Annotated in this window: 19 protein-coding genes; 14 read left to right on the top strand and 5 right to left on the bottom strand. The window is 70.3% G+C overall.

What is annotated here, in order from left to right; translation table 11 throughout:
- Nucleotides 1-94: 94 nt before the first annotated feature.
- The 8 genes from RBL05_RS09990 (at nucleotide 95) to RBL05_RS09955 (ending at nucleotide 8,765) form a co-directional block, all read left to right on the top strand.
- The gene (locus tag RBL05_RS09990; RefSeq protein WP_308739620.1) at nucleotides 95-1,705 is read left to right on the top strand and encodes an MFS transporter; all 1,611 of its coding nucleotides are present in this window, start codon (nucleotides 95-97) and stop codon (nucleotides 1,703-1,705) included.
- A 294-nt stretch (nucleotides 1,706-1,999) separates the two neighbouring features.
- Nucleotides 2,000-2,389 (top strand): tautomerase family protein, encoded by a 390-nt coding sequence (locus tag RBL05_RS09985; RefSeq protein ID WP_308739621.1) that lies wholly within the window; start codon nucleotides 2,000-2,002, stop codon nucleotides 2,387-2,389.
- Between the two features lie 340 nt (nucleotides 2,390-2,729).
- A complete protein-coding gene (gene iolC / locus RBL05_RS09980) occupies nucleotides 2,730-3,767 on the top strand; it encodes a 5-dehydro-2-deoxygluconokinase (RefSeq protein ID WP_308739622.1) in 1,038 nt (345 codons plus the stop codon).
- Entirely contained in the window at nucleotides 3,764-4,720 is a 957-nt protein-coding gene (locus tag RBL05_RS09975) for a deoxyribose-phosphate aldolase (RefSeq protein ID WP_308739623.1), read from the top strand. Before iolC ends, RBL05_RS09975 begins: the two co-directional genes overlap by 4 nt.
- A gap of 37 nt (nucleotides 4,721-4,757) precedes the next feature.
- Nucleotides 4,758-5,639 (top strand): 5-deoxy-glucuronate isomerase, encoded by an 882-nt coding sequence (gene iolB, locus RBL05_RS09970; RefSeq protein WP_308739624.1) that lies wholly within the window; start codon nucleotides 4,758-4,760, stop codon nucleotides 5,637-5,639.
- Nucleotides 5,636-6,703: a Gfo/Idh/MocA family protein gene (locus tag RBL05_RS09965; protein WP_308739625.1), complete on the top strand. Its 1,068-nt coding sequence runs from the start codon at nucleotides 5,636-5,638 to the stop codon at nucleotides 6,701-6,703. Before iolB ends, RBL05_RS09965 begins: the two co-directional genes overlap by 4 nt.
- A 231-nt stretch (nucleotides 6,704-6,934) precedes the next feature.
- Nucleotides 6,935-7,666, top strand: coding sequence for a GntR family transcriptional regulator (locus RBL05_RS09960; RefSeq protein ID WP_308741186.1), 732 nt, complete (start codon nucleotides 6,935-6,937; stop codon nucleotides 7,664-7,666).
- A 265-nt stretch (nucleotides 7,667-7,931) separates the two neighbouring features.
- On the top strand, nucleotides 7,932-8,765 hold the full coding sequence (locus RBL05_RS09955; RefSeq protein ID WP_308739626.1) for an aldo/keto reductase: 834 nt from the start codon (nucleotides 7,932-7,934) through the stop codon (nucleotides 8,763-8,765).
- A 49-nt stretch (nucleotides 8,766-8,814) separates the two neighbouring features.
- Here the strand turns inward: RBL05_RS09955 and RBL05_RS09950 are convergent, their stop codons facing one another.
- Together RBL05_RS09950 and RBL05_RS09945 are read right to left on the bottom strand one after the other, a co-directional pair.
- Nucleotides 8,815-10,254, bottom strand: a complete 1,440-nt coding sequence (locus RBL05_RS09950; protein ID WP_308739627.1) for a 6-phospho-beta-glucosidase — start codon at nucleotides 10,252-10,254, stop codon at nucleotides 8,815-8,817.
- Nucleotides 10,251-11,018 (bottom strand): DeoR/GlpR family DNA-binding transcription regulator, encoded by a 768-nt coding sequence (locus RBL05_RS09945; protein WP_308739628.1) that lies wholly within the window; start codon nucleotides 11,016-11,018, stop codon nucleotides 10,251-10,253. Before RBL05_RS09945 ends, RBL05_RS09950 begins: the two co-directional genes overlap by 4 nt.
- Before the next feature lie 157 nt (nucleotides 11,019-11,175).
- On the opposite strand from RBL05_RS09945, the gene RBL05_RS09940 reads away from it, so the two are divergent.
- The 5 genes from RBL05_RS09940 to RBL05_RS09920 all read left to right on the top strand — a co-directional run bounded on the left by RBL05_RS09940 (nucleotide 11,176) and on the right by RBL05_RS09920 (nucleotide 18,289).
- Nucleotides 11,176-12,543, top strand: coding sequence for an ABC transporter substrate-binding protein (locus tag RBL05_RS09940; RefSeq protein WP_308739629.1), 1,368 nt, complete (start codon nucleotides 11,176-11,178; stop codon nucleotides 12,541-12,543).
- 4 nt (nucleotides 12,544-12,547) lie between these two features.
- Nucleotides 12,548-13,447, top strand: coding sequence for a carbohydrate ABC transporter permease (locus tag RBL05_RS09935; protein ID WP_308739630.1), 900 nt, complete (start codon nucleotides 12,548-12,550; stop codon nucleotides 13,445-13,447).
- A complete protein-coding gene (locus tag RBL05_RS09930) occupies nucleotides 13,444-14,247 on the top strand; it encodes a carbohydrate ABC transporter permease (RefSeq protein ID WP_308739631.1) in 804 nt (267 codons plus the stop codon). Before RBL05_RS09935 ends, RBL05_RS09930 begins: the two co-directional genes overlap by 4 nt.
- The gene (locus tag RBL05_RS09925) at nucleotides 14,247-15,431 is read left to right on the top strand and encodes a carbohydrate kinase family protein (RefSeq protein WP_308739632.1); all 1,185 of its coding nucleotides are present in this window, start codon (nucleotides 14,247-14,249) and stop codon (nucleotides 15,429-15,431) included. Before RBL05_RS09930 ends, RBL05_RS09925 begins: the two co-directional genes overlap by 1 nt.
- Nucleotides 15,432-15,505: 74 nt before the next feature.
- Nucleotides 15,506-18,289: a sugar-binding protein gene (locus tag RBL05_RS09920; RefSeq protein ID WP_308739633.1), complete on the top strand. Its 2,784-nt coding sequence runs from the start codon at nucleotides 15,506-15,508 to the stop codon at nucleotides 18,287-18,289.
- Nucleotides 18,290-18,304: 15 nt separating this feature from the next.
- Here RBL05_RS09920 and RBL05_RS09915 read toward each other — a convergent pair whose 3' ends face one another.
- Nucleotides 18,305-18,829 carry an SRPBCC family protein gene (locus RBL05_RS09915; protein WP_308739634.1) on the bottom strand — a complete coding sequence of 175 codons (525 nt, stop codon included), beginning with the start codon at nucleotides 18,827-18,829 and terminating at the stop codon, nucleotides 18,305-18,307.
- On the bottom strand, nucleotides 18,826-19,383 hold the full coding sequence (locus tag RBL05_RS09910) for a dihydrofolate reductase family protein (protein WP_308739635.1): 558 nt from the start codon (nucleotides 19,381-19,383) through the stop codon (nucleotides 18,826-18,828). Before RBL05_RS09910 ends, RBL05_RS09915 begins: the two co-directional genes overlap by 4 nt.
- Before the next feature lie 124 nt (nucleotides 19,384-19,507).
- Between RBL05_RS09910 and RBL05_RS09905 the strand changes: the two genes are divergently transcribed.
- Nucleotides 19,508-20,581, top strand: coding sequence for a LacI family DNA-binding transcriptional regulator (locus tag RBL05_RS09905; protein WP_308739636.1), 1,074 nt, complete (start codon nucleotides 19,508-19,510; stop codon nucleotides 20,579-20,581).
- Nucleotides 20,582-20,731: 150 nt separating this feature from the next.
- Here RBL05_RS09905 and RBL05_RS09900 read toward each other — a convergent pair whose 3' ends face one another.
- Complete coding sequence (locus RBL05_RS09900; RefSeq protein ID WP_308739637.1) at nucleotides 20,732-23,080, bottom strand: AAA family ATPase; 2,349 nt, start codon at nucleotides 23,078-23,080, stop codon at nucleotides 20,732-20,734.
- Nucleotides 23,081-23,110 lie beyond the last annotated feature (30 nt).

Genomic DNA, 23,110 nt, shown 5'->3' with positions numbered 1-23,110 from the left:
GGATCGACGGGGAGCGACCCCGCACAGCGCGCAGGTGCCCGGCGGCACCGCGCACCGGCGCCCCGGCGTCGGTCTCAGGTTCCAAGGAGGGAACATGAGCCTCACCCCGTCGCAATCCACCGAGAGATTACGCGAGCTGGTCGCGAAGACCCCCGCCTCCGGGAAGAAGCGCTCGATCGGATTCCTCGCCGTGGTCGCGTGTCTCGGTGGCTTCCTCTTCGGCTACGACACCGGCGTGATCTCCGGCGCCCTGCCCTACATGCACCTGCCCTACGAGGCGGGCGGCCTCGCCCTGACCTCCCTCGAGGAGGGTCTGATCGGTGGCTTCCTGCTGTTCGGGTGCGCCGTCGGCGCGGTCCTCGGCGGCCGGCTCTCGGACCGCTACGGCCGACGCCACAACATCCTGCTGCTCGCGGTGCTCTTCTTCGTCGGCGCCGTCGGCTGCGCCCTCGCCCCGAACATCGTCCTGATGTACATCGCCCGCTTCGTGCTGGGCCTCGCCGTCGGCGGCGCCTCCACCACCGTGCCGGTCTACCTCTCCGAGTCCGCGCCCAAGGAGCAGCGCGGCATGCTCGTCGCGGTCGACCAGCTCATGATCGTCACCGGCCAGCTCGCCGCCTTCGCCTTCAACGCCGTGATCGCCTCGCTGCAGGGCGGGCCCCAGGCCGTCGTCGAGAACGACCCCTCCGGCACCTACCAGGCGGGGGAGACGGTCTCCTGGGACCTGCTCGCCGGCATCGCCGGGGTCAGCGTCTCCGAGGGCAACGGCCACGCCTGGCGCTACATGCTCGTGCTCTGCTCGGTCCCCGCGATCGCGCTGTGGATCGGGATCCGTCTGATGCCGGAGTCCGCCCGCTGGCACGTCAGCCGCGGCGAGATCAAGGAGGCGATCGGCTCCCTCAAGCGCCTGCGCGTCGAGGGCAAGCACGACGTCCTCACCGAGGTCGCCGAGATGGAGGAGGCTCGTCGCCTCGAGGCCAAGCGGCGGAAGCTCAGCCTGCGCGACGGTTTCAAGGTGCCCTGGCTGCGCTCGATCATCGTCTTCGGCGGGACGTTCGCGATCCTGCAGCAGCTCACCGGCGTGAACACGATGATGTACTACGCCCCTAAGGTGCTGATGGCGGCCGGCTTCGACTCGCAGGCCTCGATCATCCTCAACGTCTTCACCGGCGTCGCCTCCGTGATCGGCTCCGCCGCGGGCCTGCTCGCGCTGCGCCGCTTCGGCCGACGCCAGGTGCTGCTCGTGGGCCAGGTGATCCTCACCCTGTCCCTCATCGCGATGACCGCGATCTTCCTGCTCGGCATCAACCCGTACATCAACCTCGACGGCACCGTCTCGCCGGACATCCCCGGTTTCCTCCCCTATCTCGTCGTCGTCGTGATCGTGCTGTTCATGCTCGGCATGCAGTCGGGCCCCGGCCCGGTCATGTGGGTGATGCTCTCGGAGATCTTTCCGGCCTCGATCCGCGGCGCCGCCAACGGATTCGCCGTCATGCTCCTGTGGCTCGCGAACATGACGGTCACCGTCGTCTTCCCGGTCCTGATGGACGGTGTCGGCCCGGCGTTCACCTACGGCCTGTTCGCGGCGATCAACATCTTCGCCGTCATCTGGTACTTCCTGCGGGTGCCGGAGACGCGGAAGTTCAGCCTCGAGCGCATCGAGTGGGAGTTCCGCGAGGCCGGCGGCGTCATCCGCCTGCGCTGATCGCGCCGCCGTCGGCCCCGCCCGCCGGCTTTGTCAGCACCCCGCCGCGGCTCCGCCCCGTGGTTCGCACCGTCGCCGAGCGCTGCATCTGGACCGCCACAGCGGCTCGGTGACGGTCCAGATGGAGATCTCGGTGCGGGGCGGAGGCCCCGTGGTCGGTGCAGCCGCCTCTTCGCAGTTCCCCACTTCGCAGGCCCCCTCTTCGCAGCCCCCGTCGTCGCAGTCCCCCGCACCGCAGTCCCCCAGCCGCTGTTCCCCGATCTGCAGTTCCCAGTCCCCAGAAGGAGCACCCCCATGCCGCTCGTGCGCATCACCCAGCAGGACGTCCGCATCCCCGAGCAGTCCCGACAGATGGCCGACATCGTCCAGGACGTCATGCTCGAGCTGTTCGCCGCCCCGCCCGGCGACCGCTACCAGATCCTCGAGACCCTGCCCGTCGGCTCGATCATCGCCGAGGACACCGGTCTCGGCCTCGAGCGCAGCGACGGCGTGGTCATCATCCACATCACCCAGCAGGGGAGGGGCGAGAAGCAGAAGACGGCGATCTACGCGGCGCTGTCGGAGCGTCTCGCCGCCGCAGGTCTCGTGCGCGAGGATGACCTGATCATCTCCGTCGTGGAGAACGGCCACGAGGACTGGTCCTTCGGCCGGGGCCGTGCGCAGTTCCTCACCGGGGAGCTCTGAGGCCGGGCGCCCGGCTGCCGAGCATCTGCCCTCGGCCTCACTCGAAGTGGTCGAGATCCGCCACTCGATCCGGCGGGCCGTCGGCCGGGGACGTCCGCTCAGGCCGACGGGCCGCTCGGGCGGCCGGCGGGACGGCGGGCGCCCGAGGGCGGCCGACGGGCGGGCTCAGGCAGCGGGAGGCCCCCGGATCGCCGCCGTGGGCACACCCGCCCGACAATCACCGATATTTGTATGGACAAAGACCGTTCCCCATGTGATCATGGGTGGTGACCGGAGGGTCGTGGGGCAGAGCGGCCCGCGACACCGCACCAGGTTCTGACGCAGGGAGGCATGGAGAGCCATGGCATCTGATCTCGACATCATCACGTTCGGCCGCAGCGGCGTGGACATCTACCCCTTGGAGATCGAGAAGGGTCTCGAGGACATCCACAGCTTCGGCAAGTTCCTCGGCGGCAGCCCCACCAACGTCGCCGTCGCCGCGGCCCGGCTCGGGCACACGCCCGCCGTGATCACGGGCGTGGGCGATGACCCCTTCGGCCGCTACGTGGTCAAGGAGATGGAGCGACTGGGCGTCTCCGGCCGCTTCGTCGTGAAGAACGACGAGCTGAACACCCCGATCACGCTGTGCGAGATCTTCCCGCCGGACGACTTCCCGCTGTACTTCTACCGCAAGCCCAGCGCCCCCGACCTGCAGGTCGCGCCCGAGCACCTCGACCTCGACGCGATCCGCGAGGTGCCGCTGTTCTGGTTCTCCGGCACCGGTCTGTCCGAGGAGCCCAGCCGCTCCGCCCACCACGCGGCGCTCGAGGCGCGCGGCGCGGACGGCGGTCCCGAGGGCGGGCACACCGTCTTCGACCTCGACTACCGGCCCATGTTCTGGTCCTCGATCGAGGAAGCCCGGGAGCAGTACCGCGAGGCGCTGCAGTACGCGACGGTTGCCGTCGGCAATAAGGAGGAGTGCGAGGTCGCCGTCGGCGAGACCGAGCCTGAGCGCGCCGCCGACGCGCTGCTCGAGGCCGGCGTGAAGATCGCGATCGTCAAGCAGGGCCCCAAGGGCGTGCTCGGCAAGACCGCCGACGAGCGCGTGGTGGTCGCCCCGAACCTGATCCAGGTGATCAACGGCCTCGGCGCCGGCGACAGCTTCGGCGGCTCGCTCTGCCACGGCCTTCTCACCGGCCAGTCCCTCGAGGAGACGCTGACCCGCTGCAACGCGGCCGGCGCCATCGTGACCTCGCGCCTCGAGTGCTCCACCGCCATGCCCACCACCAAGGAGATCGACCTGCTGATCGCGGGCGGCGACCCCAACCACGGCCAGACGGTCGACGAGATGCTCGGCGCCCTGCGGGGTCGCGGCACCGTCGGGGCGGAGCAGCGATGACCACCAGCGCCACCAGCACCGCTGCCACCGGCCCCAGCACCGGCGCCGACGGCTTCGTCTCGACCTACGACGAGGTCACGCGCGTGCGGATCGAGGATCCGGGCCGCTTCGCCCGCCTGGCCGCGACCCGCTCCCGCCGCACCGTCGCCGACACCGACGGCACGATGATGATCATCGCCGCCGACCACCCGGCCCGCGGCGCGCTCGGCGTCGGCTCCCGCGCCGACGCCATGGCCTCCCGCACCGAGCTACTGGACCGCATGCGCGAGGCGCTCGCCGTGCCCGGCGTGGACGGGGTGCTCGGCACCGCCGACATCCTCGAGGACCTGCTGGTCATGGGCGCGCTCGAGGACAAGGTCGTGTTCGCCTCGATGAACCGCGGCGGCCTGCAGGGCGGGTCCTGGGAGATCGAGGACCGCTTCACCGCCTACGACGCGGCCTCGATCAAGCAGGCCGGCTTCGACGGCGGGAAGATGCTCACCCGCATCGACCTCGACGACGACCGCACCTCCTTCATCCTCGAGGCGAGCGCGAACGCGGTCACCGACCTCGCCCGCCACGAGCTGATCGCCATGGTCGAGCCGTTCATGTCGTCCCGTCCCGGCGGGCCGGGCACGAAGGTCGTCAACGACCTCTCCCCGGAGGCGGTCATCAAGTCCATCCACATCGCTCAGGGCCTCGGCGCGACCAGCGCCTACACCTGGCTGAAGCTGCCCGCGGTCGAGGACATGGAGCGAGTCATGGACGCGACCACCATGCCCACCCTGATCCTCGGCGGCGACCCGGTGGACGATGATCCCGAGACGATCCGCGCCTCGTGGGGGAGGGCTCTGGCCCGCCCGAACGTGCGCGGCCTCGTCGTCGGACGGACCCTGCTGTACCCGGCGGGCGGCGACGTCACCGCGGCGGTCTCCGCCTCGGTCGACATGATCCGCTCCGCGAGCGCGTCCTGACGGTCCCGCCCGCAGCATCGAGAACAGGAGAGCATCCATGAGCACCACCGAGCAGCTCCACCTGCCGGCCGGGTCCACCGGCCGCGGCAACTACGAGACGATCATCGACCCGGGCGCCCGCGAGGGCTGGGTTCACACCGGCCTGCGCGTCCTCGCCCTCGCCCCGGGCGGCAGCGAGCTGGTCACCGCGGGCGGCGTCGAGGCGATGGTCGTGCCGCTGAACGGGGCGTGCGACGTCACCGTGGCCGGTGAGACCCACCACCTGCGCGGCCGCGAGGACGTCTTCGCCTCCGCGACCGACGTGCTCTACGTCCCCGTCGGCTCCCAGCTGACGATCTCCTCGAAGGACGGGGGCCGCTTCGCGCTCGCCACCGCCGTCGCCACCGGCGCCCACCCCGTCGCGCTGATCCGCGCCGAGGACGTCCCCGTCGAGATCCGCGGCGGCGGGAACATGACCCGCAAGGTGCGCAACTTCGGCACCGTCGGCGCCTTCGACCAGATGGACTCCCTCATCGCCTGCGAGGTCATCACCCCCGGCGGGAACTGGTCCAGCTACCCCGCGCACAAGCACGACGAGACCACCGAGACGGAATCGGAGCTCGAGGAGATCTACTACTACGAGATCCAGGACGGCCCGGCCGGACCCGGCTTCGGCTTCCACCAGACCACCTCCAGCGGCGAGGACAAGCCGATCGACGTGCTCACCGAGGTGCGCAGCGGCGACACCGTCCTGGTTCCGCACGGCTGGCACGGCCCCTGCGCCGCCGCGCCCGGCCACGACATGTACTACCTCAACGTCATGGCCGGCCCCGAGGCGGAGCGGGCCTGGAACATCACCGACCATCCCGAGCAGGGCTGGGTGCGCGACACCTGGGCCGACGCCGGGATCGACCCCCGACTCGAAGGAGAGGCCCGATGACCGCAGAGCAGGACGCACCCGTGCAGCCCGGCCCGCAGACCGCACCCCCGCAGGACGTCCGCGTCGGCGTGATCGGCGTGGGCCGCATGGGCGCCGACCACGTCGAGCGCATCACGCGCCGCATCAAGGGCGCGCGCGTCAGCGTGCTTAGCGACTACCTGCGCGAGACCGCCGAGAAGGTCTCCGCCACGGCCGCCGGCTCCCGCGTCGTCGACACCTGGCAGGAGGTCGTCGCGGCAGGCGACGTCGACGCCGTGCTCATCGCCAGCCCCGGCGAGTTCCACCGCGAGCAGGTCCTGGCCTGCATCGAGGCGGGCAAGCCGGTGCTCTGCGAGAAGCCGCTGGCGATGAACCCCTCCGACGCCTACGACGTGGTCCGCGCCGAGGCCGAGGCCGGCACCCCGCTGGTCTCCCTCGGCTTCATGCGCCGCTTCGACGTCGGCTACGGCGAGCTGAAGGACGCCCTCGAGGCCGGCGAGCTCGGCACGCCGATGCTGCTGAACTGCAAGCACCGCAACGCCTCGGTGCTGCCCGGCTTCACCGACACCCACATGGTCTACGACTCGGCCGTGCACGAGATCGACGCGATCTCCTTCTTCCTCGAGGAGCCGGTGGTCTCGGTGCAGACCGTCATGCCGCGCAGCACCGAGAAGGCGCCCGAGGGGCTGCACGACCCGCTGCTGTTCCTGTTCCGCACCGCCTCCGGCACCGTGGTCACCGACGAGCTGTGGGTCAGCACGGATGCCGGCTACGAGGTTCGCACCGAGCTCGTCGGCTCGAAGGGCGCGGCGACCGTGGGCCAGGAGTCCGGGATGGTCACCACCCAGCAGGCGGGTTCCCGCTGGGGCGGGCAGGTGCCGCTGGACTTCCGCCCCCGCTTCATCGCCGCGTACGACGCGGAGGTGCAGGCGTGGGTCGCCGCGGTGGCCGACGGCAGCAACATCGCGCCCCGCTCGGCGACCGCCTGGGACGGCTATGCCGCCGCGGCGGTGTGCGAGGCGGCGGAGCGGTCGCTCACGGCCGAGGGCGCCGTGGACGTGACCCTGCAGGAGCGCCCCGCCTGAGGCGGCGTGGTCGAGGAGCCCTGCCCGCGGCACCACGGCTCGGCCCGCCCCGTATCCTGCGGGGCGGGCCAGCGCCGCGGCGGGGGAGGACCCGGAACTCGATGGGGAGACCCGGAGGACGAGGAGACAGACGTGGACAGCGAGAGCACGAGCGACGCGGTCGAGAGCACGACGGAGCACGCGGCGCCGGGGAACGGCGCGGCGGGTGGCGCCGCGTCGGAGAACGGCGCGATCACCCTGGACCTCACGATCGAGCGCGATACCAGCACCCCGCTGTACCTGCAGCTCGCCGGCGGCATCGAGGACGCGATCCGCTCCGGCGTGCTGCCCCCGGGCAGCCGCCTCGAGAACGAGCTGGCCCTGTCCAAGCGGCTGAAGCTGTCCCGGCCCACCGTGCGCCAGGGCATCCAGGAGCTCGTGGACAAGGGGATGCTGGTGCGCAAGCGCGGCGTCGGCACCCAGGTGGTGCAGGCCCCCGTGAACCGGCAGGTCGCGCTGACCTCGCTGTACGACGACCTGCGCACCGCCGGGAAGGCTCCGCGCACCGAGATCATCGAGTACCGCATCGGCCGGCCCTCCCCGGAGGCGCTGGACCGTTTGCAGCTCTCCCCGGGCGAGCAGGTGCTGGACCTGATCCGCGTCCGCTACGCCGACGGGGAGCCCCTCGCCGTCATGCGCAACACGATCCCCGAGCGGATCGCGCCCTCGCGCGAGGCGCTCGCCGCCTCCGGTCTGTATGCCTGCCTGCGCGAGCGCGGCATCACGACCGTCCTCGCCCATGAGCGGATCGGCGCGACCGTCGCCGACGAGGAGCACGCCGAGCTGCTCGAGGAGGAGATCGGCGCGGCGCTGCTGACCATGGAGCGCAAGTCCTTCGCGAACGACGGCGGCGTGATCGAGTTCGGCTACCACGTGTATCGCGCCTCGCGGTACTCGTTCGAGGTCACGCTCGTCGATTCCTGAGCTGCCCGGCGCCGCCTCCGATCGGTCGGCGTCTCCGCATGCAGCTCGTCGTGCGCTCGAGAGCGGGACCGGTGCCGGTGAACGGCCGCACTCGCCCGACTGAGGGACCGAGTGGCCGCTCGCTCCCGCCGGGGCCCGAGGCGCGGATCCGATCACCGTCCCCGCTCGGCCGTCGATGGCCCATCGCCGGGCGATCACGGACTGTCGGTCCGTTGCTCACCGGCATAGGCTGAGTTGGCAAACGCATACCGAGGAGGCTCCGCCCATGACCGCTGTTCCCGCACTGCCCTTCCACGACGGCAGGTCCGTCCCCCAGCTCGGCTACGGCGTCTGGCAGGTCGAGGACGATGTCGCGGCCGATGTCGTCCGCCAGGCGATCGACGCCGGCTACCGGCACATCGACACCGCGGCCGGCTACCAGAACGAAGGCGGCGTGGGCCGCGCCGTGAAGGCCGCGGACGTCCCGCGCGAGGACCTGTTCATCACCACCAAGCTCGCCAACGAGGATCAGGGATTCGACTCTGCGAAGGCGGCTCTCGACGCCTCGCTCGAGAAGCTCGACACGGACTACGTGGACCTCTATCTCATCCACTGGGCCAGCCCCCAGCGCGGGCAGTACCTCGAGTCCTGGAAGGCCCTGATCGAGCTGCAGCAGGAGGGGAAGGCGAAGTCCATCGGTGTCTCGAACTTCCCGATCCCGCAGCTCGAGGAGATCATCGCCGAGACCGGGGTGGTCCCCGTGATGCACCAGATCGAGCTGCACCCGGAGTTCCAGCAGTCCGAGCTGCGCCGCTACCACGCCGAGAAGGGCATCCTCACCGAGGCGTGGTCGCCGCTCGGGCAGGGCGGCGACATCCTGAAGGATCCGGTGATCACCGCGATCGCCGAGGCCCACGGCGTCGATGCCGGGCAGGTGATCATCGCCTGGCACCTGGCGATCGGGAACGTCGTGATCCCGAAGACCGTCACGCCCGGGCGGATCGTCTCGAACCTCGCCGCCGCGCAGCTCGTCCTCACCGAGGAGGAGGTCGAGCGCATCGAGGGCCTGGACCGCGCGGACGGACGGATCGGCGCGGACCCCGCGAACCCCGGGTTCTGACTCGCCCGGTCCCGACCGGCGGGGCCCCTGTGAGGGATCGGCCCCAGCCTCAGCGGCCGGAGAACAGCGCCGCGATCTGCGGGTGCCCGGCCTCGTACCCGTCGAGCAGCCTCCGGCCGAGCTCAGGCGAGCTGACCAGCGGATGCGTGGCGAAGCCCTGCCAGGCCGCCTCGCGGGAGCCGGTGGTCGCGGCCTCGAGGATCTTCCGTTCGGCGGCGCGGAGGGTCGACATCATCCCGAGCCTCCCCAGCTCCACCGGCGCGATCGGCAGGGGGTGCACCCCCTCGCCGTCCACCTCGCAGAGCACCTCGAGCACGCAGTCCGCGGGCAGCTCGGGCACGATCCGCTCGCTCGCGGGGGCGTCCTCGCGGCCGGCGGCGATGTTGCCGACGTCGAGGATCATCCGCTCGCTCCGGCCGGTGGCGAGCGCGGTCATCAGCCGCATGGCGACCTCCTGGTAGCCGCCGCCTGCGACGTCCTCCTCGCGTCGCTCCTCGTCCCGGGACTCGGCCATGTAGGTCGCCTCCCGCTCGTGGAGCGTCTCGCGCCAGAGGTCCAGCGGGGAGGTGCAGCAGGAGTCGGCGGCGCGCGTCTCCGGTCCCCGCCCGTCGGCCTCTGCGGCGGCGAGGTAGAAGTCGCCCTGCTGCTTGGCGAGGAACTCCCCGCGCGTGGTCGCGGCGCCGGTGATCCGTTCGATCGCGTCGGCGGTGTGCAGGTAGTAGAAGAGGTACTCGTTGGGCAGCGCGCCGTCGGCCCGCACCCAGTCCTTGCCGATCAGCCGCGCCTCCTCGATCTCCTCGAGCGCCGCGTCGTCGGCCAGCAGGCCCGGGAGGCGGTCGGTGCCCTCCAGCCGCACCGAGCGCAGCCAGCCGAGGTGGTTCAGGCCCACGTAGTCGACCTCCGCGCCGCGCTCGCCGGCGACGAGATCCGCGCCGAGCAGCCGGCCGACGCGTCGGACCAGCCCGATCGGGGTGTCGCAGATGCCGACCACGCGGTCTCCGAGCACGGAGCGCATCGCCTCGGTGACGATCCCGGCGGGGTTGGTGAAGTTGATGGTCCACGCCGACGGGGCGAGCTCGGCGATGGTCCGCGCGATCTCGAGGGCGACGGGGATCGTGCGCAGCGCGTAGGCGAGGCCGCCGGGGCCGATCGTCTCCTGGCCCAGCAGGCCGAGGCCGAGTGCGACCCGCTCGTCGACGGTCCGGGCCTCCGCCCCGCCCACGCGCACGGCGCTGAACACGAAGTCCGCGCCGGTCACGGCCTCGCGCATGTCGGTGGTGGAGATCAGGCGGGGGAGGGCGACGGCCCGTCCCTCGGCTGCGAGGCGCTGGCCCTGCTCCTCGACGACCGCGCTGATGGTCGCCAGGCGCTCGGGGTCGACGTCGTGCAGCGCGATCTCGTCGACGGTGAGGCCGGTGGCGGCGGTGGCGACCGCCTCGTGGACGAGGGGGACGCGGAACCCGCCGCCTCCCAGGATGGTGAGCTTCATGGCAGCAGGACCTCCACGTCCTCCCCCTCGGGGAGGTCGATCTCGATGGGCAGGGGACGGTCGGTGAGCAGGGCGGTGAAGCGCGGCAGGCGGGCGACCTCAAGGAAGCCGGTGCCGGGGAACTTCTCGTGGTCGGCGAGCAGGTAGGAGCAGGTGGCGACGTCGAGCAGGCCCCGCTTCACCGGGACCTCGCTGGGGGTGGAGTCGAGCACCGCGCCGTCGGCCCGCACCCCGGCGGTGCCGAGGAAGGCGCGGTCCACGCGCAGCTGGCGCAGCGCCGACTCGGTGAGGGTGCCGACGAGGGAGTCGTAGTTGGGGCGCAGCAGCCCGCCGAGCACGACGATGTCGATCGCCGGCGCGCTCGCGAGCGCCCGCACCACCGCGAGGGAGGCGGTGACGACGGTGAGGGAGCGCTCGGCCAGCAGCGGGCACATCGCGGCGACGGTGGTGCCGATGTCCAGCGCGATCACCTCGCCGTCGCGGATCTGGGTGCAGGCCAGCGCCGCGATCGCCTGCTTCGCGGCGGGGGCGGAGGCGGCGACGTCCGCGAAGGAGCGCGGATCGGCCTCGGGGCGCACGGAGCCGCGGGGGTCGGTGGCGCCGCCGCGGACCCGTCGGACCAGGCTCTGCTCGGCGAGCACGTCGAGGTCCCGACGGATCGTCGCCTCGGAGACGTGCAGGTCAGCGCTGAGTCCGGCGACGGTCGCCGCACCGCTGCGGCGGATCGCCGACACGATCGCCCGGTGGCGCTCCTCGCTCAGCATGGCGATACCGTAGCACCGAGCGCGCAACTTCACGCAGCTTCGACCAAGAACGTGCAGTGGCGCGCAGGTCGTGGCATCATGGTGGTGCGCACCACACCCCGGTGCCCAGTCGGGCGGACGCGACGGAGCGGCCCCGCCGATCTTTCAGGAGGACACCATGCGACGACGTCATTTCCTCGGGACCAGCGCAGCGCTCGGCGGCCTGGGTCTCCTCGCGGCCTGCGCCCCCGGCTCGGACGGCGGCGGCTCCGGCGCCTCCGACGGCGGCGGCCCGGCTGCCGACGAGGTCGAGACCGACATCGCCTCCCTCGGCGACGTGACCCTCACGGTCTGGGACCAGGAGGTGCGCGGCGCGCAGAACGACGCGATCGAAGCGCTGATCACCGCGTTCCAGGAGAAGTACCCCAACGTCACCGTCGACCGGCAGAGCCAGTCCTTCGACGACCTCCAGCAGCAGACGGGCCTGGCCCTGTCCGGCAACGACGTGCCCGACGTGCTCCAGGTCAACAACGCCCGCGGCGACATGGGCGCCTACGTCGCCGACCAGCTGCTCACCGATCTCACCGGCTACGCCGAGGCCTACGGCTGGGAGGACCGCTTCAGCGACAGCGTGCTGGCGAAGATGCGCTACTCGGCCGACGGGGTCACCTTCGGCGAGGGGGCCCTCTACGGCCTCGCCCAGACCGGCGAGATCTGCGGCATCTACTACTCCCAGAAGAAGCTCGACGAGCTCGGCCTCGAGGCCCCCACCACCTGGGACGATCTCTTCGCCCTGGTCGACGCCGCGAAGGAGGCCGGGGAGCAGCCGATCGTGCTCGGCAACCTCGACCAGTGGCCGGCACTGCACGTCTTCGGCCCGCTGCAGGCGAACTTCGTGCCCGCCGAGGAGATCGTCACCCTCGGCATGGGCAACGCCGGCGCCGACTGGACCACCGAGCAGAACGTCGCCGCCCTCACCCAGCTCGCCGAATGGGGCACCACCGGCGCGATGGGCGACTCCCCCAACGGCCTCGCCTACGACGACGCCTGGCCGCTGTACACGAAGGGCACCGGCGTGCTGCTCATCGGCGGCTCCTGGCTCGCCCCCGACATGGAGGCCGTGATGGGCGAGGACCTGCGCTTCATGGCCCCGCCGCCCGGGGTCGACGGCGCGGTCGCCACCACCGGCGGCACCGGCATCCCCTTCTCCATCCCGGCCGCCGCCGAGAACAAGGACGTCGCCGCCGCGTACATCGACTTCCTCACCAGTGACGAGGCGATGCAGCTGATCGCCGACAACGGCGGCATGCCCGTGAACCGCACCGCCGAGCTCGCGCCGGAGTCCGGGGTGAACAAGGACGTCTACGAGGCCTTCGACGCGGTCTCCACCGACGGCACCCTGCTGCCCTATCTCGACTACGCGACCCCGTCCTTCGCCGACACCGCCGGTGCCGCCCTGCAGGAGGTGATCGGCGGGCAGACCGATCCCGAGGCCGCCGCCGACGCGCTGCAGGAGGACTACGCCGCGTTCACCGAGGGGTCCTGACCCCATGGCGTCAGGGAAGCGACGGAGCAGGCCCTCGGCCGTGGCCCGCTCGTGGGTCACGCCGCTGCTGTTCCTGCTGCCCGCCTTCGCGGTCTACGCCGCGTTCGCGCTCTACCCGCTGGGCCGCGCCGCGCAGTTCTCCCTCTTCGAGTGGCGCGGCTTCGGCGCCTCCACCTTCGTGGGCCTCCAGAACTACGTCGACCTCGCCGGGGACGCCGCCTTCCGCGCCGCGATCGGGAACGCCCTGGTCCTGATCGTGTTCTACGCGGTGATCCCACTGGTCGTCGGCCTCGTGCTCGCCGCGATCCTGCGCCGCGGCCAGGTGCGCGGGATGGGCTTCTTCCGCACCGTGATCTTCCTGCCGCAGGTGATCGCGCTGGTCGTCGTCGCGGTCGCGTGGCGGCAGATCTACTCGCCCGTCGGCCCGCTGAACCAGATCCTGGAGGCCGTCGGCCTCGGCGGACTCACCCGCGGCTGGCTCGGCGACCCGGGCACGGCGCTCGCGTCCGTCGGTTTCATCGGCACCTGGGTCGAGATGGGGCTGGTGATGCTGCTGATGCTGTCCGGGATGAGCCGCATCCCCGCCGAGCTGTTCGAGGCGGCGCGGCTGGACGGCGCCGGCCCCGTGAAGGAGTTCTTCGCGATCACCCTGCCCGCGGTGCGCGGCGAGATCACGGTCGCGCTCGTGCTGACCATCATCGCGGCGCTGAAGACCTTCGACCTCGTCTACATGACCACCTCCGGCGGCCCCGGCAACTCCACCACCGTGCCCAGCTACGAGGTGTACTTCCGCGCCTTCGACCTGCGCGAGGTCGGGTCCGCGAGCGCCGTCGCGATCGTGCTGACGCTGCTGATCTTCGCGATCAACGTGGGCGTCACCCGCATCGGGGAGCGTGAGTCATGAGGGTCACCCGCGGCGAGGTCGTGATGAACTACGTCCTCCTGATCGCCTTCGCGCTGTTCGCGCTCGCACCGGTGATGACGATCCTGATCGGCTCCGTCTCGGCGCCGCTGGGGGAGCCGGCCGGCTTCTACCCCGGCAACTACGTCGAGGCGTGGACCGTCGGCGGCTTCGGCCACTCGCTCGGGAACTCCGTCGTGGTCGCCGCGATCGTGGTGGGCCTGGCGACCGTGCTCTCGATCGGCTCCGGCTACGCGCTGGGGACCATGCGCTTCCCCGGCGCGACGATCATCTTCTACCTGTTCCTGCTGGGCATGATGATCCCCGCCGAGGCGACGATCATCCCGCTGTTCTTCGACCTGCGCACCCTGGGTCTGACCGACACCTATCTCGCGATCGCCCTGCCGCAGGTCGCGCAGTCCATCGCCTTCGGCACGTTCTGGCTGCGGGCGCAGTTCCGCTCGATGCCGACGAGCCTGCTCGAAGCCGCCGCGCTCGACGGCGCCGGCCCCCTGCGCGCGCTGCGCAGCATCCTCGTGCCCGCCTCGCGGCCCGCGATCGTGACGCTCGTGGTGCTGGTGTTCATGTGGACGTGGAACGAGTTCCTCATCGCCCTGATCATGACCCCGAGCGGCAGCCGACGCACCGCCCCGCTGGGCCTGGCGACCTTCCAGGGCCAGTACACCTCCGAGACCGCGCTGCTCGCCGCGGCCGCCGTGATCATCGCCCTGCCCACCGTGATCCTGTTCCTGTTCCTCCAGCGCCACTTCATCCGCGGGATGCTCGAAGGAGTCGCCAAGTGATGACCGACCGCCCCGACGCCCTGACCGACGGGCCCGCCGCCACCTCGCACGCCCCTGGCGCCGCGACCCCCGCCCCGCCGCACGCCGCCGAGAGGCAGGACTGGGACCCGCTGGCCGCGCTGCGCAGCCCGTCGGACCCGCCGCTGGACGTGCTGCTCTCCGGCACCGTCTTCTTCGACATCGTCTTCACCGGCCTGGACCGCCTGCCCCAGCCCGGCGAGGAGCTGTGGTCCAAGGGGATGGGCTCGAGCCCCGGCGGCATCGCGAACCTCGCCACCGCCGCCGCCCGGCTCGGCCTGCGCACGGGCCTGGTCGCCGGCTTCGGCGACGACGCCTACGGCGACTGGATGTGGCAGACCCTCTCCGAGGAGGAGGGCATCGATCTGTCCGCCTCGCGACGCTTCGACGACTTCCACTCGGCGCTGACCGTCTCCATCGCCGCCCACGGCGACCGGGCCATGGCCACCCACGGCCACGACCTGCCCGAGCCGCTGTCGTCGATGATCGCCCGCGCCCCCGCCGCCCGCGCCGCCGTCGTGGACCTCGCGGGGGAGACCTCCTGGTGGGCGGAGCTCGCCCGCGGCGGCGCGCTGATCTTCGCCGACATCGGCTTCGACGCGACCGGCCGCTGGGACCCCGCGGACCTCGCCCCGCTCGCCCACTGCCACGCCTTCACCCCCAACGCTCTCGAGGCCACGGCCTACACCCGCACCGACAGCCCCGGCCGCGCCGTGCGGGCGCTCGCCGAGATGGTGCCGCTGGCGGTGGTGACCGACGGGGTCGACGGCGCCTACGCGATCGACGCCTCCACCGGCGAGGAGGCGTTCTGCCCCGCGGTGCCCGTCCACGCCATCGACACCACCGGGGCCGGGGACGTGTTCGCCGCTGGGCTGGTGCTGGGCACCCTCGCGGAGTGGCCGCTCGAGCAGCGGCTTCGCTTCGCGTCCCTGTGCTCGGCGCTGGCAGTGCAGCAGTTCGGCGGGTCGCTGGCCGCACCGGGCTGGGGCGACATCACCGACTGGTGGCGCCAGCTCAGCGATGCCTCCGCCGACGGGGACCTCCGCGCCGCCTACACCCGCGGCGGCTACGAGTTCCTCGACGACGTCGTCCCCGACCGCCCCGTCCTCGGCCGACGCCGCGCCCAGGGCACCTTCGCCCTCCGCTCCGACGCCGGCCGGCACTGACGCCGCAGGCCCGAGCGACCCCGACCCATCCATCGGTGCATCGACGCACCGCCGCACGAGAGAAGTCAGGAATCATGTCGCACCATCCCCTCCCCGCCCGCCCCGCCTCTGCCGCGCCCGTCACCGACGCCTCCGCCCCGCGCGGGCTCTCCCGCCGCCGCCTCCTGCAGGGCTCGGCCGTGCTCGGCCTCGCCGCCGGCGCCACCGCCCTGGACCTCAGCGGGCTGCCGCCGATGGAGCGCGCCCTCGCCGACGGCGGCGTCGACCTCGACATCCTCTACATCGGCGCCCACCCCGACGACGAGGCCTGGACGCTGGCCGCCTTCGGGCAGTGGAACGAGTACGAGGACCAGACTGCCGGGGTCATCACGATCACCCGCGGCGAGGGCGGCGGGAACGCCGTCGGCCTCGAGGAGGGCCCGGCGCTGGGCCTGATCCGCGAGGGCGAGGAGCGCACCGCCGTCGGCTTCGCCGGGATCGAGCACGTCTTCAACCTCGACGCGGTCGACTTCTTCTACACCCTCTCCGCCCCGCTCAGCCACGAGGTGTGGGGCGGGCGGGACGTGCTCAGCCGCGTGATCCGCGTCGTGCGCGCGACCCGGCCGGACGTGATCGTGACGATGAACCCCTCGGCCGTGCAGGGCAACCACGGCAACCACCAGCAGGCCGCGATGTTCGCCGTGGAGGCGTACCTCCTGGCCGGCCGCGAGGACGTCTTCCCCGAGCACTTCGACGAGGGGCTGACGCCCTTCGCGCCGAAGCGGCTGCTGCGCTCCGGCTCCGACGGGCAGGCGCCGACCGGGCCCGACGCCGTCGCGACCGGGTTCACCCCGCTCGTGGCGAGCGACGTCGTGTTCGGGGCGTGGAACGGCACCGAGTCCGAGAAGCACGGCAAGCGCTGGTCGGCCGTGCGCGACGACTCGATCCACGCCTACCGCACCCAGGGCTGGCACGTCTTCCCGCCCACCACCACGGACCCCGCGAAGATCCCCGCCGCCTGGTTCACGCTGATCGACTCCCGCACCCCGTTCCCGGACCCGACCAGCGGAGACACCGCCGCGCTCGGCGGGGCGAGCATCCCGGTCGAGGGCGGGCTGCCGCTCGGCACCACCGTCGAGCTGCGCAGCGAGCTGTTCGCCGTGCAGACCGGCGGCAGCGTCGAGGTCGAGGTGGAGATCGGCTCCCCGGGCAGCGCCCTGCCCGGCGTGCAGGTCGAGCTCGAGGTCCCGGACGGCTGGGACGCCGGGCGCCGGCAGGTCCTCGGCACGATACCCGCGAAGCAGTCCCGCACCGTGACCTTCACCGTCGAGGTGCCGGAGAGCGCGACCCCCGGCGAGCACGTGCTGCTGCGCGCCCGCGTCACCTCCCGCAAGGGCAGCGGCGAGAACGTGCTCCCGCTGCGCACCGCGGGCGTCGTCGAGGCCGGGATCGCCGACCGCGCCGAGATCGCCGCGTTCCTGGACTGGACCGAGGAGCTCGGCATGCAGCGCCTCGACGCGCTCGTGCCCACCCGTCGCTCGCTCGGGCAGGGCCGCGCCGAGGAGTTCGAGCTCGTGGTGCGCAACCGCTCCGAGCAGGTGCAGGACGCGGAGGTCACCCTCGCCCTGCCCGACGGCTTCACCGCCGAGCCGGCTCAGCTGCTGGTCGAGCAGGTGCCCGCGCTCGGCGAGGCGACGGCGACGGTGCGGATCGAGAACACCGATCCCGCGCTGCCGACGGCGAACCGCGCCCCGGACGGCGGGGTCTACGCCGTCACGGTCACCGCGTCGGCCGGAGGCGTCGCCGCCCCGACCGCGCAGGGCCTCCACCTGGTGCCGCGGCTGGTCGCCTCCCGCACCGAGGGCGTCGAGGTCGATGCGGCGCGCGGGACGGGGGAGTACCCCGGCGACCCGATCGACATCGGCACCCTGTGGGAGGGCTCGGAGGTCACCCCCGAGGACGCCTCCGGCTCCACCTGGGTCACCTACGACGACGCGGCGCTGCACGTATTCGTGCAGGTCACCGACGACGTGCTCGGTACGCTGCTGCCGGCGGAGGACAACAAGCAGCGCTTCCGCACCGACTCGGTCGAGATCATGATCGACCCGCGCGGCACCTCCGACAACACCTCCACCACCTTCATCCTCGGCGTGCTGCCCGGCACGGACGACGGCGCGGGCGGCGTGGGCGGACCGGTCGCCGGCCGCGACCACGACAACCGCCAGGGCCCGATCGAGGAGGTCGCGCCCTCGGTGCGGATCGCCGCCGAGATCTCCGAGCCCTACCAGGGCTACGTGCTCGAGGCGACGATCCCCTTCGCGGAGCTGCCCGACGGCATCGACCCCGCCCGGATGGGCTTCAACGTGGTCGTCTACGACTCGGACACCCAGGACCGCACCGGCCAGTCCCGCATCGGCTGGTCCACCTTCCCCGGCGTGCAGGCCGACCCCTTCCGCTGGGGCGTGCTCGAGCTGCCGGAGCTCGAGGCCCAGCCGTCGGCCCCGGTCGAGCCCAGGATCCCGAACACCTCGGCCCGCTCCGTCGCCTCGCCCCAGTCGATCCTGCAGTCCGCGGCCGACGGGGTGGGGCTCGGCGGCTTCCCCTCCCTCGGCCTGGACGCGGTGCGGGTGGACAAGGCGACCCGCCGACGCGGCGAGGTCAGCGCCGTGGTGCGCACCGCGGCGCCAGGCACCCGGCGTGTGTTTGTCTGGGACGGGGAGCGGACCGTCGGCGAGCTCGAGGCGACCGACGTCCGCTCCGCCCGCGAGGTCGTGACGATCCCGCTGGTCGGGGACGTTCCGGCCGGTGCGACGCTGACGGTGGCCGTCTCGCTGGAGAACGAGGACGGCGCCGGGGCGGGTGCCGCGACGGTGCGCTGAGCGGGCGAGCGTCGGCTACTCCGCCGTGACCGCTCGCTCGAGCGCGGCCAGGGACTCCTCCAGGAAGCTCGGCGGGAACGGCGGCAGGCCGAACTCCTCCCGGAGCGGGTCGGGCACGGCGCTCCAGTCGTAGATGAGCGTGACCTCGGTGGCTGAGCTCCCGTCGCCCTGCCCGCCTGCCGGGGCGAGGTCGTAGCGCCAGGTCCAGCCGCCCGTGCCGAGCTCGCCGTCTGGGCCGTACTGCCCCGGCTCCCACGCGATCGTCCGGTCCCGCTCGAAGGCGATCACGCGGTTGTGCATGTCGTAGCGGCCGGGGGTGTTCACATGGAACATCTCGATGCCGAACACCTGGCCGACCTCCGTCAGCGGGGCGGGGTCCTCCTCGAGGGAGCCGCGCACCCAGTCCGTCGGCTCGGTCTCGTGGTGCCGGGCCGGGTCGGCGAGCAGGGCGAACACCTGCTGCGGGGCGGCGGGGATCGTGCGGGAGACGACGTAGCGGCCGGGATCCTTTCCCTGCGCGGCGGTGGACTCGGCGGTCATGAGAGGTCCTTCCGGGAGGTCCAGCGGGTGTAGGTGACACCGGAGGCGAAGGAGAGGTGCTCGACGAGCTCGAGCCACTCGCTGTGCCCGGCGGGGAAGAGGCGGCGCCCGCGCCCCTGCACGTACGGGTAGGTCCACAGGCAGTAGGCGTCCACGAGTCCGGCCGCGATCAGCGCATGGCACAGCATGATCGAGCCGGTCAGGGAGATCTCCGCGCCCTCCGACTCCTTCAGCGCGCGCACCTGCTCGACGGGGTCGCCGGTGAGGATCGTGGAGTTCTGCCAGGCGGGATCCGTCATCGTGGAGCTGACCACGTACTTCTGCAGGGCGTTCAGCTCGTCGGAGACCCCGGTGGTGTCCTCGGTCTGCTGCGGCCAGAAGCCGCGGAATTCCTCGAAGGTCCGCCGGCCCAGCAGGATCGCGTCGCAGGCGGCGCTGTCGCGATTCAGGATCTCGAGCTGGTCGGCGTCCTGGGCCATCGGGTCGAACCAGTCGTCGAGCATCTCGATGCTGCCGTCGGCGGTGATGTTCTGGGTGAGGATCAAGGGGCGCACGGGATCTCCTCCGTCGGGGTTCCTCGGGGTGACCACGCTAGACCGCGGTGCGCGGCGGCGATGGTCCGATCCTGCGCAGTCCGACGCCAGGCCGCTGGAGCGCTCCACTGCTACTGTCGGCCGGGTGACCAGGAGTTCCGACGGGGCCCAGCGCCGAGCCCGCCCGCGCCGCATCACCATGGAGGACAACGCCCGCGAGGCCGGGGTCTCCCGCGCCCTCGTCTCGATCGCGATGCGCGACGCCCACGGGGTCAGCGCCGCCACCCGCGAGCACATCCTCGAGGTCGCGCGCCGCCTCGGCTACCGCCACAACCGCGTCGCCGCCGACCTCGCCGGGCGCGGCGCCGGCGCGATCGGCGTCTTCGTCGCCGACCTGCACAACGACCTCTACGCCGACGTGTTCGACGGGATCCGCGAGATCCTCGACCCCTCGGGGCGGCGGATCGTGCTCACCGTCGGGGCGGCCGACGGGTCCCGCGACACCGCGGGCCTGGACGGGCTGCTCGAGGCGCGCGTCGGGGCCTCGATCGGACTCGGCGTGCGACTGCCGGATGCGGAGCTGCACGAGCGCGCCGGACTCGGCCCCCTCGTCGTCGCGACCCGCACGGTGTCCGGGATGCTCTCCGCCTCCTCCGACGACGTCGCAGGGGCACGGATGGCGACCGAGCACCTCCTCGGCCTCGGCCACCGCCGCCTCGCCTTCCTCGCGAACCCGCCCGGGGACGGCTATCTCGGGCGCCGCCGCGGCTTCGAGCAGGCGATGACCGAGGCCGGCCTCGCGCCGCAGGTGCACGTCACCAGCTACGATCCCGACGAGGTGCGGGCCGATGCCCGTTCTCTGCTGGCAGGAGAGGGACCGACGGGGGAGGGGCGGCCCTCCGCGATCCTCGTCCACAACGACCGCGCCGCCGTCGCGGTGCTCGGCGCGCTCGCCGACCTCGGCCTGCGCTGCCCCGAGGACGTCTCCGTGGTCGGCTACGACGAGGCGGAGGCCGCCGGGCTCCGCGGCATCGAGCTGACCACCGTCGACGGCCGCGCCCACGAGGTCGGCCGCCTCGCCGCCCGGACCGCGCTCGCCCAGGTCGACGCGGGCGATGCGGGCGGTGAGGCCGACGGGAGCACCGATGCCCCGTCGGTCGCACCGATCGCGCCGAGGCTGATCACCCGACGCACTACCGCTGGGCAGAGGCGTGCATGAATGGAAAGGAGAACTCGGCCGCAACCAGGGACAGTCGATCCTCAACGCCAGGAAGGATGCATTTCAAAGCACACTAGGAGGCCGGAACAATTATTAGGGGCCAGAGCTAGGAGGCGCCTGGTGTAAAATGCAGAGAGTAGAATTTACAGGCTACCTCTCCCCATGAACTATGGAAAGTGCTTCGGCTGCGAATCCGCGAATCTCCACTGTGCTCAATCCTGCCCATATTGCGTCCGGACTGGTGTCGTGATGGCTGTCGTTTCCGAAGTAGGCAACGCGACGTAGATCTGGAACGAGATGCTGCGCACTGACAAGTGGGGATGGATGGGTCGCATTCTCAATCGCGCTAACCGCTTTTCCAAACATGCAGTTCTCTGGCAATAGCTTTGGGTACCTGCGATGTAGGAAGCCTTCGAGAAGCGGGCGAATCGCTGTAGCGGCCGCGTATCCATCGCCTACGGGGTTAGTGACGAAATCAGAAACGGTCCGGTAGTTTCTCGCGTACTTAGACTCGCACTCTCGCGCGAGATCGCACTCGGCGAAGTCGGTGTAGGGCTCGAGGGTAGGATCCAGTACTTTCTGCACCAGCTTGAGGTGGGCACGCTCGATTGGACTTTTCTTGCCCGACGAATCCACTACTTTGGCGCGCTCCAACCCACTGTCTAGATCTAAGAGGAACTGTGGGTCATGGGCAATGACGATTAGTTGGGCGCACTTCGGTGCAAGCTCCTGGAGAAGCTTGACGGTGGTCGAGCGTCTATTTCGGTCCAAGCTGCTCATGGGGTCGTCTACCACGACAATTCTCTCGTGCAACCTGCTATCCGAGAGGGTCGATGCTAAGAAGAATGCGAACGCCATGGTTCGCTTGTCGCTTTCACTTAAAGCCGTCCGAAATGACTTACTGACTCCTGTAAGGCCTACCTCACGCTCTCGTAAGAGGATCCCGTAGTTTGTGCGAGGGGAACCACCCATGAAGTTCGAAGAGAGGCGATCAATCCTGAATGACGCAAACTGCATCGCAAGATACTTGTTTATATCTTCTCCAAAAGTAGATAGGGTGTGATTCATCTGTTTCTTAAGGTCCTCACGCGCAGTTCGCCTCTCAGTGTCGGCCCTGTCGCGACCCTTACGAAGAGAGCTAATGCGTTCAACCTTCGCGGCGATCACCTCACTATGGCGGAGCTTTGAAAGCCGCAGTCGTCGCAAATTTCGCCTCTCGACGTCGACGTCGGAAGCCTCGAGGGTCCGCTTAAAATCGGTAATAGCCGTAAGGGTTTGACCTATGACATGCGCTTCGGCGCGAACTGCCGCACCGAACCTTTCCCAGGTGCGTCGCGTTTCGCCCTCGACCTCAGAATCGAAGCCCTTCCAGTCTAAATCAGATTGCTTTCTGTTGAGAAGTTCAAGAAGATTAGTTCGCACAGCCGAAAGATCCTTCGTCATTTCTTTCTGGTTTGCAACACCGGGAGAATGTACCGCGACCCCACACTCTTCCCAGATGGTTGTCGCCTCCCGGGCAGAGTTGATTGCGGCCGCAAAATTCTCCATGACCGTAGGGCTCGTTGCAGACTCTACGTCATTGATCGCGCCCTCGATGTCTGCCTTTAGATCTCGATAAGCTTTATTGAAGTGAAGCTTGTAGGCATCCAAAAGCGAGCGATCCTCGACAACTTGACCGCAATAGGGGCAAGTCTCAGAATCGTCGTATGGTTGACCTGCCGAGACCCAATCTTCAAAGCTGTGATTACTTCTTGATGAGAAGTGATCGAGGACGAGCCGCGACGCAGATGCGTGCGCCGATTCGAGAGTCTTGTTCAATAGGTCGAAGATGTAATCAAGATCCAAGTCTTCTGTGTCTGGCGGGGCGGGAAGAGATTGATTCATGATGGAGCGCCGAGATATGGCGTTCTCGACCGAAGCCTCGGCAGCCTTAATCTTTTCATCGATGCCCTCGACGAGGGTAAGGGCGGTGAATTCAGGCTCGGCCATCCCGTCAGTCTCAGTCAGCAGCTCCTGGACCGCGAGTTCAAGCTGGGCGCTGATTTCCTTGTGGGACGAAGTTGCGCGCCGCTCGCGAGCCTCCGCTTCGACAGCCTTCTCGCCGAGGGCAAACGCAAGTAGGTTCTTTCGATGGTCGGAAGTTATCTCGTGTCCTGAATGCACATTGTTTTCAATGAACTCAGAGTCGAAGACCCGGATATTGTTGTTATTCCCCGACCATGCGCCGTCCTTGAATGAAAGGCGAGTTCCGTCGCTTCTAGTTATGGAAACGTGTTGACCGCTGTCCGTGTCGATCGTTGCTCGGTCTGTGACGATCGTGGGGTCGTTATTTTGGGCTGAGCCGAGAGTTGCGGCAAGGGTTGATTTGCCGCGAGCATTTTCCCCGTAGATCAGTGTGACGCGTTTGAGTGGTAGATTGCGACCTCCCGTGGCGTCACGAAAGAGTCCGATCCCACTGATCCTCTGAAATGACTCGAGCATGTCAACTCTCAATTCCATAGGTTGCAATCTACAGGCCTGAAATGACAC

Origin of the sequence: Brachybacterium sp. GU-2 (genome assembly GCF_030866705.2) — a bacterium.
In the GTDB taxonomy this organism is placed as follows: domain Bacteria; phylum Actinomycetota; class Actinomycetes; order Actinomycetales; family Dermabacteraceae; genus Brachybacterium; species Brachybacterium conglomeratum.
This window is presented reverse-complemented; position numbering and strand designations above follow the sequence as displayed.